At 29.9% G+C, this 14,758-nt stretch carries 10 protein-coding genes and 2 pseudogenes; 11 read left to right on the plus strand and 1 reads right to left on the minus strand.

Annotated elements, in window-relative coordinates; genetic code table 11:
* Positions 1–158: 158 nt before the first annotated feature.
* The 9 genes and pseudogenes from ACQPVP_RS02490 (at position 159) to ACQPVP_RS02530 (ending at position 6,472) form a co-directional block, all read left to right on the plus strand.
* Complete coding sequence (locus tag ACQPVP_RS02490; protein WP_430846916.1) at positions 159–458, plus strand: hypothetical protein; 300 nt, start codon at positions 159–161, stop codon at positions 456–458.
* Between the two features lie 65 nt (positions 459–523).
* Entirely contained in the window at positions 524–757 is a 234-nt protein-coding gene (locus ACQPVP_RS02495; RefSeq protein WP_430846918.1) for a hypothetical protein, read from the plus strand.
* A gap of 120 nt (positions 758–877) precedes the next feature.
* Positions 878–1,552, plus strand: a complete 675-nt coding sequence (locus ACQPVP_RS02500) for a CPBP family intramembrane glutamic endopeptidase (RefSeq protein ID WP_430846920.1) — start codon at positions 878–880, stop codon at positions 1,550–1,552.
* Between the two features lie 309 nt (positions 1,553–1,861).
* Positions 1,862–2,464 (plus strand): annotated as a pseudogene (locus ACQPVP_RS02505) (hypothetical protein).
* A 560-nt stretch (positions 2,465–3,024) separates the two neighbouring features.
* Entirely contained in the window at positions 3,025–4,077 is a 1,053-nt protein-coding gene (locus ACQPVP_RS02510; RefSeq protein ID WP_430846922.1) for a conserved phage C-terminal domain-containing protein, read from the plus strand.
* Between the two features lie 272 nt (positions 4,078–4,349).
* Positions 4,350–4,700, plus strand: a complete 351-nt coding sequence (locus tag ACQPVP_RS02515) for a DUF3221 domain-containing protein (RefSeq protein ID WP_430846924.1) — start codon at positions 4,350–4,352, stop codon at positions 4,698–4,700.
* A gap of 161 nt (positions 4,701–4,861) precedes the next feature.
* Positions 4,862–5,089 carry a DUF1659 domain-containing protein gene (locus tag ACQPVP_RS02520; RefSeq protein WP_430846926.1) on the plus strand — a complete coding sequence of 76 codons (228 nt, stop codon included), beginning with the start codon at positions 4,862–4,864 and terminating at the stop codon, positions 5,087–5,089.
* Positions 5,090–5,156: 67 nt separating this feature from the next.
* Entirely contained in the window at positions 5,157–5,375 is a 219-nt protein-coding gene (locus ACQPVP_RS02525; protein ID WP_430846928.1) for a DUF2922 domain-containing protein, read from the plus strand.
* Positions 5,376–5,695: 320 nt separating this feature from the next.
* Entirely contained in the window at positions 5,696–6,472 is a 777-nt protein-coding gene (locus tag ACQPVP_RS02530; RefSeq protein ID WP_430846930.1) for a class I SAM-dependent methyltransferase, read from the plus strand.
* A gap of 84 nt (positions 6,473–6,556) precedes the next feature.
* On the opposite strand, the gene ACQPVP_RS02535 is transcribed toward ACQPVP_RS02530, so the two are convergent.
* A complete protein-coding gene (locus ACQPVP_RS02535; protein ID WP_430846932.1) occupies positions 6,557–7,642 on the minus strand; it encodes an ArsR/SmtB family transcription factor in 1,086 nt (361 codons plus the stop codon).
* Between the two features lie 270 nt (positions 7,643–7,912).
* On the opposite strand from ACQPVP_RS02535, the gene ACQPVP_RS02540 reads away from it, so the two are divergent.
* Both ACQPVP_RS02540 and ACQPVP_RS02545 read left to right on the plus strand, forming a co-directional pair.
* Positions 7,913–13,804: a S8 family serine peptidase gene (locus ACQPVP_RS02540; RefSeq protein WP_430846934.1), complete on the plus strand. Its 5,892-nt coding sequence runs from the start codon at positions 7,913–7,915 to the stop codon at positions 13,802–13,804.
* Between the two features lie 598 nt (positions 13,805–14,402).
* Positions 14,403–14,730: pseudogene (locus ACQPVP_RS02545) on the plus strand (class I SAM-dependent methyltransferase); the annotation flags it as partial.
* Between the last annotated feature and the right edge of the window lie 28 nt (positions 14,731–14,758).

Genomic DNA, 14,758 nt, shown 5'->3' on the forward strand with positions numbered 1-14,758 from the left:
GAAGAATTAAAAAAGAAAATTATCATTTTTGCTTTTACGTAGACATAACCATAATTATAAGATAATAGAAATATATAGAAATTAATATTTGTATTAATATATGAGTAAGTTATTTATTAAACTACTCGATAAATTGGAATTAGGAGGAAGTGAATAATATGGGAAAATGTCATGTAATTAGTGCAAAACGAATGGGATGGGAACAAATGTATGATTACTATACCTTTCCAGTTAATGAGTATAGTAGAGAAGAGGCTATGGATCAGTTTCGTACTGTTGAAAAAGAAACAAAAAAAATAATGGGGAATGGTATCCGTACACTGCATATGAATATAATGGAGAAATATATCATTCTATTATTTATTCTGGGACTGCAGATGAAAGCGAATTTGATTAATAAATTATACTATCTATTGGCAAAGTATATGAAATTTATAAATTTCTTACTTAGCTCATAAAAACCACAATAAATCATAAGTATAGGCAATATATTTAACTACTAGTATATTATTTGGAGGGAAATATGGTACGTTTAACAAGGGATGTGAGACAAAGAATTTTAGAACAGAACGAAGGTTTCAGCACGAGAACATATTATGAGGGTAGAAATACTAGAGAAGAAAGAATAGTAAGCCAAAAGAAAATCCTAACTTTACTTAATGAGGTTGGGAAAATTACTCAGAAGAAATTAACAAAGAAGCTTGGTGTTAAGTCAGCATTTTCTAGTGAAATAAATAAATTGTATATTTTCTTTTGATGACTTTTATACATTATAAAAGATTTAAGAGAAGATAATAGTAATTAGGAATATGTATAAAAAGTTATAGATAACAGATATATATATCTTGTGGTATAATAAGGAAAAATAGGTGGGATTATGGTAAAGAAAAAGAAAATTATTATTTTAATTGTTTTAATAGGTTGTTTAATAATGGGATTTATAGATGCAGTTATTAGCCCACAGTATCTTATAAAGTCCTTTATAAAAATTATACTTTTTTCTATAATGCCAATTTTATATTCAAGATATGATACGAATTTAAATTTATCTTCTTTATTTAAGGTAAAAAGCAAGAAGGAAATAATCATTGCTATTTTATCAGGAGTAGCAATATTTACAGTTATTTTAGGAGCTTATTTTATAATAGGTAATTTTTTTGATTTTTCAAATGTTGTATCCTCATTATCAGAAAATGCAGGTATTAACAATAATAACTTCTTATTTGTTACTATATATATTTCTTTTATTAATTCTTTACTAGAAGAATTCTATTTTAGAGGCTTTGCATTTTTAAAGCTAAAAGAAGTATCAACTAGGAAGTTTGCATATATTTTTAGTTCCTTAGCATTTGCTTTTTATCATATTGCTATGATGATAGGATGGTTTGATATAAGCTTATTTATTTTAACTATAGTTGGATTATTTGTTGGAGGATTAATTTTTAATTACTTCAATGGGAAATATAAAAATATATATGTTACTTGGTTAATCCACATGTTTGCAAATTTTGCTATTAATTATATTGGATTTATGCTTTTCAACATTGTATAAACCAGATATTAATAAAATACAAGCCATAGGCGTTATCCTTTCTACAGATAATTTGTGGTAAAATTACCTTAATACAGAAAGTAACACTATGGTTTTTTATATTTAAAAAGGTGAAACAATGTAAGGGAGAGATTTATATGTCATTAGAAATAATTCGTAATGATATTACAAAAGTTCATGCTTGAGATAAATGAAGCATTATTTGCTTTTGATGAAAATACCTTAGGTTAAATAATGGTATATTATTTATATATGCTAATAAATCATCAAAACTATATTTGTTAATAAATTTTAGACAGAAGTGGATCAATGATGGGACTTGAAAAGGATACTATCGGAGGCTTTAATGCAATGATTGAAAAACAAAAGAAAGAAGAGGGAGAAGCTTTTATAATTACTGTATTATTTGATAATAAGTATGAGTTATTACATGACAGAATTAATATAAAAGGAGTATCGCCTATAATTGAGAAAAAATATTTTGTTAGGGGTACTACTGCATTATTAGATGCCGTTGGAAAGACTATAAATAAAATAGAAAATGCTCAAAAACATACTTTAGAATCAGAAAGAGCAAGTAAAGTTCTTTTTGTAATAACTACAGATGGTATGGAAAATTCAAGTACAAGATATAGTTATGAAAAAATTAGAAGAATGATAGAAGATAAGAAAAAGGAATTTGGATGGGAGTTTATATTCCTTGGAGCAAATATTGATGCTGTTAGAGCAGCTGAAAGTATATGAATATCTGAAGATAGAGCAACTAATTATAATTGTGATAGTGAAGGAACTAGGCTTAATTATGAAGTAATAAGTGAAACTGTAAGCTGTCTAAGAACCAATAAAAATATAAGTGATAATTGGAAGAATAAAATTGAAGTGGATTATAAAAAACGTGGAGGAAAGATATAAATGTTGGGGGCTACTATTGGAGATATAGTTATATAACTATGTTCACTCCAGTATTTATTGCATTTATTATAACAATCAGTGTTATTGGTTATGGTATAAATATAGTAGTTAAATCAATTAAAGAACAGGACAAGAATAATTAATAAGATTATTGTCATACAAAATAGATAGAAAACGGACAAAGCAATCTGTTTGTTTTACTTATAACTAGTTATAACACATATTTAAAATATAGCCTAATTTAAAAAAGAAAAAATATGGCGTTGGGATGACTTGGAGCTTATGGTGGAATAATGAATTATATCAATTATTTTGAAAAAATATTTATAATATTATGACGACTTGGAGCATGCGAGGTCGTAAATAATTCACATAATTCCGACTTTGGAGGGATTATTACATTTAGTTTGAAAAAGAAAAAATATGGCGTTGGGATGACTTGGAGCTTGCGACGGAATTTCCAACGCCATATTTTTTCTTTTATTTTTTTCTCAATTTTACTTAAAACTGGGTACTTATTTAATGATAGGGTATTTAAATAAATTTTAGGAGGATTAAATATGCAATTTTCATTTTTAGGGTATTCAGTTAAAAAGATTATGGAATTTAATTTAGATGTTAAGGATGTAACTATTCTTAGGTATTTTGATGATTTTAGAAATAGTGGAAAGATGAACTATGAAGTTATAGAAGGTGTTAAGTACTATTGGATAAGTTATCAAAATATTGAAAATGAACTTCCTTTCTTAGGTTTAGGAAAGAGAACTATTATGATGAGAATGCTTAAATTAAGGGATTTAGGAATTTTATCTCATTATACTAAAAAGGAAGGTGGAACTTTTTCTTTTTATGCTTTAGGAGAAAAGTATAAGGAATTAGTATATGTTAATAAAAATAATGACGATAAAGATAATAATAATGCTAAAAATAATAATAAGGATAATAAGGGACAAGCTAATAATTACTATATTAATGAAGAAGATATTGATATAAGTATAAGTTCAGAGGAGGATTCTACCATTAATGAAGTTCTTAATAATGAAGATAGTGTTCTTGAGAATGACGAAGCTGTACATGATTTAGAAAAATTATCTGTAAATAATCACCAAAATGAAGAGGGGGTATCCAAAAATAATCATAGAGGGTATGCAGAGAAATGTTCAACAAAGACTAATCTACTAAATAACTCATCTACCATAGTAACTAATATATATAATAATATAAAAGAGAATGTATCTAGTATAATTAACTATTTAAACTCAAAAGCTGGTGTTATGTATAAGCCTAGTAACACTAAAACTATAAATCTAATAAAAGCCAGACTAAGAGAAGGTTTTAGTTTTGGTGACTTTAAAAAAGTTATAGATAAGAAAGTTAAGACTTGGAAGGGTACTAGCTTTGAGCAATACTTAACTCCATTTACTCTATTTGGAGATAAGTTTGAGGTTTATTTAAATCAAAAAATATTGAAACAAGAAGAAAGTAAAAATAATAATCCTTATGAAAATAAAAAAAGCTATAGATACAATAAAAATCTAAGATTCCATAACTTTAAAGGTCGCGACTACGATTATGACGATCTAGAAAAGAAACTATTAGGTTGGGATAATTAATAATATTAACAAACGGCTATCTTAAAAAAGATGGACATAATTTTTTATTACAATTTAGAAAGTGAAGGGTACTTATTTAATTTTAAGGCTCTATTTAAATGAACGTTAACATAAAATTATTTTCCAAATTATGTTATAATATAGGGATAATCAATATTTGTATAAATTTAATTTTATTTATATCATTATTAGAATTATAATCCGTGAATTATGTGTATAAGTATATAAAGTATTGAATAATCGTATTATATTTCTCAAAAGGAAGTGATAAAATGAAAAATAAAAAAATATTTTGGTTCATTGTAATAGATATATTTGTTGTCGGTATTATATTGTTTTATCTATTTAAACCAATGACAATGAATGATATTTACGATAAGCCTAATTTTACAGGAATAGTAACAGAAATATATGATAAAGCAATTTTAGTTTCTGTTGATGAAGATGAGGATGAAATTAAGAGTAGTGATAAAATGAGTGTTTCACTTGATGTTCAATTAAAAGATAGTATGACAAGTTTTAAAGTTGGCGATAAAGTAAAGATATTCTATGACGGTATTATATTAGAAACTTATCCAGCTCAAATCCATACAGTTTATGCAATATTGTTAATTAATGAGTGAAGTAGCTATTATTTTATGGTAAATGGATTGGATTTAGGAGAATAACCTTAAATGATTGTGACTTGGAGCTTGCGACGGAATCTCGAATATTATATTTATTTCTTTTATTTTTTTTAAATCATCTTTCTCGTACGTATATATAAGTTGAGGAGGTGATAAACATGGCAGCAAGTTCAGTATTAGTTGGAAATGCTTTAGGAATAAGCTATCAAACTGGAGTTAACTCTAAGGGAGAAGATGTTTTTGAAGGACAAAGCTTTAAAAACATATCAGCAACTGCAACAGATGATGAGTTAGTGGCTTTATCTGATGCAATAGGTGGAATCCTAGCATACACTGTTTCTACTATTAAAAAAGAGCAAACTTATGTAATAACTAGAGGGGAGTAGGTTTAGTTATAAGTAGTTTGTAAGAGAAGAAATTTATTATTAATTTGAGGGGAAAGGAGGAAAAGTTATGATTCAAAGAACTGCAAGTATTAGTTTTAAGGATGCAGCGGGAAAGAAGTACACAGTATCTATAAAGGATATTAAGGAAGATGTTGAAGATATAGCAGTAGTATCTTTAATGGATACTATTATAAATAATAATCTTATTAAGACAGAAAATGGAAATCTGGTTGAAAAGCAAACAGCTCAAGTCGTTGTTAAGGACACAAAAGAAATTGAACTATAGTTTTTAAGTTTTAATTCCATTAAACTCCGTAATTTAACTTTTATATAAAAACCCTTAGTAGAATAAAGAAAATTGTTCTACTAAGGGTTTATTGACTATTAAGTATACCTAGACAAAAATATGAGATAAGTATATAATAATTTCAATAAGAATCTTGACAAATAAAGGTTTAGAGCCTTTGAAATTAATAAAAATGTAAATTTAGAACCTTGAGAGATCAAGGTTTTTTCTAACAGAAAATTAATGCTTTATATAATTATTAACAAGAAATGTTTATCCACTTTATAAGTTAAGCAATTATATTAAAAGGGGAGAAAAAAATGACAGTAGAATTAGAAAAACACTATAATAAATTTTGCGAAGATAAAAGATTAACAAGAAGGCATGGGCAAGTTGAATATATAACTTCTATGAAATATATTCATGAATATTTAAATGATGATAAGAGTTTAAAAATATTAGATGTTGGAGCTGGTACTGGAAGATATTCAGTAGCACTATCTAATGAAGGATATGATGTTACAGCAATTGAACTTGTAAAACATAATCTAGGAGTTTTAAAGGCTAAAGGTAGCTCAGTAAAGGCTTTTCAAGGTACTGCGTTAGATTTAGCTAGATTTGAAGATAATACTTTTGATATGACATTAGTTTTTGGACCAATGTATCATTTATATACATTTGAAGATAAAGTAAGAGCTTTAGAAGAAGCAAAAAGAGTAACTAAAGTAGGGGGAAAGATATTAGTTGCTTATCTAATGAATGAGTATAGTGTAATAACATATGGATTTAAAGAAAATAATATTAAAAAGTGTATTGAAGATGGAAATCTTGATGAGAACTTTCATGTTATATCAAATCCCGAGGATTTATATGACTATGTAAGAATTGAAGATATTAATAAAATAAATGAAGCTGCAGGAGTAAAGAGAATAAAAATAATTTCAGCAGATGGACCTGCTAACTTTATGAGACCAACTTTAAATGCTATGGACGATGAAACATTTAAAATTTTTATTGATTACCATTTATCTACCTGTGAAAGACAAGATTTAGTAGGGGCAGGAGCTCATACATTAGATATTTTAATAAAAGAATAGGTAATAAAATTGCACCTAAATATTAGATATAAACTGATATTTTGGTGCAATTTTAGTTATGTTTACTATTTATTACAGTTATAATCAGTTTTTATTGCAGAATAAATCTTTCTGTCTCATAATAAACATTTCAAATGCTTCCGTATCAAGTGAATAATATACTCTTTTGCCATCAGTAGTACAAATTACAAGACCGTAATTGATAAGTTTGCTCATGTGATGATGAATTGTATTTCTAGAAACATTAAGGTGATTTGATAGTTCCAGCCCATATGCACTTTGTTTGCGTAGATAACAAAGAATATCAAATCTTGTACGATCTCCTAGAAGATGGTAAGCTTCATAGATATCGTCGATATAGGAAATCTGTCCGTTTAACATATCTAAAAGATCTTTGCGTAAGATTCCACAATAAATGTGAACAGTATTGATCTTTTGGTTTGAGGTAAGGTTTGTGTCCATACCAAAAATAAAAGGTTGCATGTGGTAGTCTATTTCATCTACGAGTTTGAGTTTTGATATCTGCTTAAAATACTCAATACAGCCGGTCTGAACTAGTTCTATGCTAAAATTATCTATTATATCTGTTAAAGCATTTTTTTCTTTTTTGAAAGTATTAATAATAGTATTAAGACATACGGAAATGTCATTTAATACTTCGTGATAATTATGGTAAGTGTCTAGTATGGTTATTTTGCTTTCAGCTGGAACAGAAAGTGAGAGAACTTTATCTAAGAATTCTCTGTCACTTAATGAACAAGGAGTATTGCAATTATCTGAAATGTCAAGAGCTTCAGCAATATTATAGGCAATTCTATCAGGTGAAAAATCTTTCATATATGATATTAGAGTGTCAAAATCTTCGTCGAATTCTTCTAAAACATTGTAGAATAGAAGAAAGGCAACTGAAGTTGATCCAATGGTATTGAAAGGAAAACCTTCAAGATTGGTAAAATATTTATTTATTATATCTTCACCTAGAGATATATTTTCATCCATACGAATAGTGAGTTTTTTAATTTTAGAAAATGTTTCATGAAATGAATCTTTATCTTTTAATTTTCTGTGCTTAATCTTTTGTTCTAAGTGATCCCAAGTATTACCTGATGCCTTCCTACCAAGATATGCAAGAGCTTCAAGCAGCAGGTTAGGTCTATCTTTATAGTTCATAGTATAAATTTCCCTTCTTCTGATGCCTTAAGGCATATTTTTACTAAATTCTAAAATAATCGTTTTGAGTATTTCATATAATAGCATTTTTGTCAAGTTTTACAACAGAAACAAATATGTATAAATGGTTTTTATTGACAAGTGGTAAAAAAAAGTATTATTATATTTATGTACAATACACATAGAACATAATGTTATATATATATTTAACATTATTAGTATTAGATATTGTATAAATTATAAAAAATTAAATAAAAAGGGGGCAAAAACATGAAAAAGATGAATCGTTATTTTTCGGGGATTATTACGATTTTCATGTTAGTTGGGATGTTAACTACTAACACTCATGCAGATATGAAGGAGAGTAATTACTCTCAGCTGACAGCTGTTGAAGTTGAGGGGACTCCTAGACTTGATGAATTAAAAACAAAACCAAATGAATCACAAGTAGAAACTATTTATGGGGACGATGAAATAGTTACAGCCATCGTAGAGATGGAGGAGGCTCCTGTAATGGATTATTACGAAATTAGCAATTATTCTTCACTTGATGGAGAAACTTCAGCAGGGGAAGCAGTATCTAACTTTTTATCTTCAGAGGATGCTAAGATAGCATCTGATGAAATAATTGATAGTCAGCAGAATGTAATCTCTAAGATATCCACACTAGCTAATGAAAGTAGTAATATAGCTAGAGGATCTGAAGAGGGGTTTGAAGTAATTGATAATTGGTCTACTATCGTAAATGCTATGGCTATTCGTGTACCATATGGTATCATTGATAAAATTAGTGAAATAGATGGGGTTAAGCGTGCTTATGTTGAGCACACATATGATCTTCCTGACCCTATTGAAAATTCAGTGGTGCAAGATGGCAAGGAAAATTACTCCTATAGTTATGATATGATAGGGGTTGATGAAACCTGGAGGCAAGGGGATACAGGTAAAGGTATGCTAGTTGCAGTTCTTGATAGTGGACTTGATATAAAGATTGATTGGAACGGAGAAGTTGTACGTACACATGAAGCGTTTACTGATGATTCTTTTATGAGTGGAAATCCAACCGATGGAATAGATGATTGGAATCTACGTTTCACTGGTAATAGTCTTGAAGAGTTTCTAAAGGGAAATCAACTTAATTCTACTACTGGAAATAATGGAAATCATATAACTTATGATAACAACGCACTTTATAAAAATTTAAAGGTACCATATGCATGTGACTATGCGGAGGGAGATTTAAATGTTTTACCTGCTGATAGCGATCATGGTACCCATGTTACTGGTACTATTGCAGGATTTGCTAGTACTGAGGAAGGGGAAGTTAAATTTTCAGGTGTTGCTCCTGATGCACAGGTATTATTTATGAAGGTATTCCCTGATGCAGGTGGTGGTGCAGCAGAAAGCTATATTGTAAATGCTCTTGAAGACTCTCTAAAGCTTGGGGCTGATATGATTAACCTAAGTTTAGGTTCTGATAATGGTTTTGCAAATGACGATACAATTCAGAATGATGTCCATGAACGTGTTAATAAATCAGGAATAGTTCTTATGACTTCTGCTGGAAATAGTGAAAAGTCTTCTGAAGGTAATAGTTACAATGGTAATAGCTTAACATCTAATCCTGATGAATCTATGATGTCATCTCCAGCTATTTATAGTAGTAATATTAGCGTTGCATCTATAGAAAATACTATTAAAGTACAATCATATTTTACGTGGAATGATAATGAAGGTAATGAGCACAAGGTTTCTTTCAACGACCCATGGTCTGTTGCTATGAAGGCAGACTTTTCAGATAAGGAGTATCCAATTTATTCTGTAGGTGGGGTTGGTACTTATAATGACTATTATAATGCCGGATTTAATAATGGATATAATAACGGGAAGACAGGCCTAGCGCTTGTAAAGCGTGGAGAGATATCCTTTGCAGATAAAGTTAACAATGCTATTAGTTTTTCAGGAGTAAATTCTAGTAATGAATCTTACGGTGTATTAGGAGTTATAGTATATGACGATGATCCTAACGGTACAGAATTAATTGGAATGAGTGTTTCAGGTACTAGTTTAGATTCAGCATTTATTTCAGGACAAGATGGTTATGAAATAGTAAATGCTTTAGAGAGTGGATATGATGTTAAAATAAAAGTTTCTAATGTTGATGAAACACTTGATAATCCTAGCTCTGGACAAATGTCTTCATTTACTTCATGGGGAGCAGGTCCAGGACTTGAACTTAAACCTGAAATTACTGCACCAGGAGGAAATATATGGTCTACAGTATTAGATAAGGTTAATACAAGTAATAACGGATATACTGGAAGTTATGAAATGATGAGTGGTACATCTATGGCAGCTCCTCATATGGCAGGTATCGGTGCATTGGTTCGTCAGCATATAGCTAAAGAAAGTGCCTTTGCAGGAACTCCAGCTGAATCTGTTGGAAATGTTGTTAGTCAACTATTAATAAGTACAGCTATTCCACAAAAGGACGAAGCAGGAGTATACTATTCTCCACGTCAACAAGGTGCAGGTCTTGTAAATGCATCAGGTGCAGTTTCAACACCGGCTTATATAACAGTTGATGATAAGAAGGTTGGTAAGTTGGAACTTGGTGATGACCCTGATAAAAATGGTAACTATGATATAGAATTTAACTTGAATAACATTTCTGATAGTGATTTAAAATATGATGCTCAAGTTGTGTTGATGAGACCTGATGTATCATCTACATCTAGCAAATGGGGTGAACGTAATGTTATCTCTAATACTGATGTTATTATAAAAACTGTTTCACTAGGAGAAATCAGTGTACCTGCTGGTGGGAACACAACATTTAGTAATACTGTATCATTAACAGATAGTGAAAAATCAGAGTTGGACAGGCTATTTGAAAATGGAACTTATGTAGAGGGATATGTAATTTTAACTGATGCAACAGATAGTGAGAATCCTCAGATAGGTATGCCTATGCTATCATTCTATGGTGATTGGTCTAAAGCTCCAATATTTGACTCAGCTTTATGGATTGACGAACCTAAAGATGGTGAGAATGTATTAAATAACGAGTCCACTTGGAATACTAATATAGTTGGAAGTACCCAAAAAAATGATATCTATGGAGTTATAGGATTCTTTAATCTTGGTCAGAACGTATTTGATGAAATGTCATCTATCAGTCAGGTTATATATAAAGAAGAAAATATAACACTATCACCTAATGGAGATGAGTATTTTGACCGTATTGATGACTATATTCTTTATCAGCTTCGTGATGCAAGAGTAGTAGTTATTGAGGCAAAAGATTCTAAAACTGGAGAGGTTTATATGCGTGATTGGGCTTCTTATCCAACAAAGAGTCTTTATAATTCTAGCTTAGGTGCTGCTATACCATTTAGCCTTTACGGTACATTCCCAGAATGGGATGGAACTGATATGGAAGGAAATGTACTTCCTAGTGGAACGAAGTGTACCTATACTATTACTGCTTATGGAGAGGGAGATTATGGTGAAGAAGTTTATAATGAAGAATTAGGTAGAGATGTTACAAACTTTGATTCTATAATTCCTGGGGAAAATGAGCCTACATTTAATGGCCATACAATGGATATGACTGGAGATGTTATTTCCTTCCCAGTTACTATAGATACAGTAGCACCAAAACTTGAAAATAATGCTGTTAGAATATATGAGAAAGATGGTCGCACATATATTACTGGAAAAGTATATGATGAAGATGGATCAATTGCATCTATTGAAATAGCACCATATGTAACACGTACCTATAAAGAGGGTTATGGTGATCCTAATTATTCTCAAATAGGTATTGATAGAAATAATCCATTTTATGTTAATAATGTTTATGACTCAGAAAAAAAGGAGGTTACATTTACTGTAGATGTAACAGAATATAGTCATGCTAATGAGTCATATCCAGGTGAAAATAATTATTATGATTATAAATGGAATGGAAATGTTCTTGTTTCATGTGGAGACTATGGTGCTAATGACAGAAGTTATGCTATAAAAATTGATGCTTCAAGCGGAATTGTTCTTTCACAGACATCAGCTCTATTAAATCCTGGAGAGCAATTTGACTTAAGTGTTAATAATAATACTGAAGTTTTAGGTGATATTCTTACTCGTACATCAAGTAATCCAGAAATTGCTACTATTGATGAGTACGGTCGTGTTAAAGCTATTGCACCAGGACAAGCAACTATTACTGTTTCAAATGGTAGCTCATCTGCTGTTTGTATTGTAGCAGTAGAAGAGAAAAACACTGAGGTTAAGAGCTTTGATTTGTCTATTGATAGTTTTTCAGGATTAAAGCCTGATGGAGAACTTGTAGTTAAGGTAAATAATATTCAACCAGCGAATGTTAAGATAGATAATATACGATGGGAAGTTTCAGAAGATGAAGATTATGCTAATGATTATGCATCAGGTCTTATTACTGTAGGAAAGTATTCTAGTGATGCTCTTTCAGGATTTTTGTATCTGACAGTAAATTCATCAGAAGATATTCTTCCAGCAGGTCATGCTGTATTAACAGTTACCATAGGTGATATACAACGAAGTATGGATATAGACTGGGATCAAATTTATCAGTCTAATAAGGAAGATGACATTATTTCTGGGGGAAACTATAATTCACAGTCAATTTATGTAACTCAGGGTGAGACAGCTACACTAATGGCAAAGTATAAGCAATCTAGTTTGCATCAGATAGGAGATGTGAATACAGAACTTAAAGGACTTAAACTTGATGGGGCAGATTTCTTCAGTATAGGAGGAAGCTATAAGGCTAAATTAGTGAATGATGAGGATTATGCGTTACCATCTGATGTTCATATTTACATTGTATATTCAGACGGCTATAAATATGAGATTAAGAACTATCCAGGTTATAATGCTTACACATACAATTCAAATACTGGGGAAATTATAATTAACTATGCGCCAAGTGGAGCAGATAATAAACTTCTCATTGTAGCAGATGGCGTAGAGAGTGAAGGTGCCAAGGCTGGTACTATCTCTGATACGACATATGTTAAGCCAGATGGAATGTTTGGGCCGTTTGATTGGACTCTTACAAAAGGGAATGGTGAGATTGAATTAGGCGAAGCAGATGTAAATGGTAAGAAATATGAAGCGGCTATGTACACTCCATCAGAGCCAGGTGTGAGTTATATAACAGCAACTACGAAAGATGGACAGTATTCTGTGAATTTTGCAGTAATATCTGAACCAGTTTTAGCAGATAAGATAACTCTTGATACACATAATATAGAAATGAAGGTTGGTGAAACAGCTAATCAAGTAGCGATATTGTCTCCAACACCAACTAATGAGAAAGACAAAGAACTTACTTGGACAAGTTTTAATCCAGAAGTTGCTACTGTTTCGGAAGATGGAACTATAACTGGATTATCTGAAGGATATGCATATATAAAAGTTGAATCATCTACAGATAATAATATAAAGAGCTATTGTATTGTTAAAGTTTCAAAAGATACTGAAAAATATACAGTTACATTTAAAGATTATGATGGATCTATTTTAAAGGAAGAAATAGTTCAAAAAGGTAATAGTGCTATAGCTCCAGAGGATCCACAAAGAGAGGGATATTCCTTTACAGGATGGGATAATAGTTTTGAGAATGTTACGGAAGATATGACTGTAACAGCAGAGTATTCTATAAATAGCTATACTATTACTTTTACTGCAGATGGTAAGGTTATTGGTACTGTAAGTAAGAATTACGGAGAATCATTGACAGATAAGGAGTATCCAGAAATTCCTCTTAAGAAGGGATACACTGGTTATTGGAATAAGATAACAGATTCTATTAAGAATGATATGACAATTGAGGCTGTCTATACAGCAGATTCAGGAGATACAGGAACAGATAATCCGGGACCTGGAGATACAGGAACAGATAATCCAGGATCAGGAGGTTCAGGAGTAGATAATCCAGAACCAGGGGATTCAGGAACAAATAATTCTGGTTCAAGCGATTCAGGATCGAATGGTTCATCCTCTTACGATAAAATTCCGAATACAGGAGGAAGGGATTCGAAAATAGCTTTATGGATTGCTGTAATCCTATGTTCTATAGGAACTGTGATTATGATAAGCAAAAGGAGACAAGTAGAATAATTTTTAATCTTTAAGAATTTATAATATAAAAGCTGTGTATTTATTCTTTAAATACACAGCTTTTTACTATTTAGAAATTTATATAAAATAATTTTAAGAAATTTTTCTGAATTTCCTTTTAATTAAGGTACTTATTAATGAAGGGTATTTAAAATTAAATTTTAGGGGATTTAAATACTATTAGATAAGTTATCAAAATATTGAAAATAAAATTCAGCTATTATACTTTAGAAAAAGAACTATTATGATGAAATATGATGTTTTCTATGAACAATTTCCTTCAGGACATGACTGTCTAAGTTGGGGAGAAAAGCTTGGCACAGGACTTATTGAATTAATAGGAAAATAATGTGTTTAAAATTAAGTTGAAATTAATTTTATTAAACCAATATTAATATTTTATGTATTTTGAGTAACATGTTTTTATTATAAAGATAGATTTATTGACATGAATATATTATGATGTTAGAATAATTCGCGTATTTAATTTATCAATATAAAACTCCTAATTTAGCAGTATTGTTATATTAATTGCATTAATAATACAAGAATTATGTATAAGATAAGAATATAATAACATTATAATTATAAGATTAAAATAAAATCTAAGGGCAGTTCAGTAAAGGCTTTTCAAGGTACTGCTTTAGATTTAGCTAGATTTGAAGATAATACTTTTGATATAATATTAGTTTTTGGACCAATGTATCATTTATATACATTTGAAGATAAAGTAAGAGCTTTAGAAGAAGCAAAAAGAGTAACTAAAGTAGGTGGAAAAATATTAGTTGCTTATCTAATGAATGAGTAGGGTGTAATAACATATGGATTTTTTTAAAATTTTTATTGATTACCATTTATCTACCTGTGAAAGACAAGATTTAGTAGGGGCAGGAGCTCATACATTAGATATTTTAATAAAAGAATAGTTTATTTATTATTAAAACACTAAAAATT

Origin of the sequence: Clostridium nigeriense, from assembly GCF_050585265.1 — a bacterium.
In the GTDB taxonomy this organism is placed as follows: Bacteria; Bacillota; Clostridia; order Clostridiales; family Clostridiaceae; genus Clostridium; species Clostridium nigeriense_B.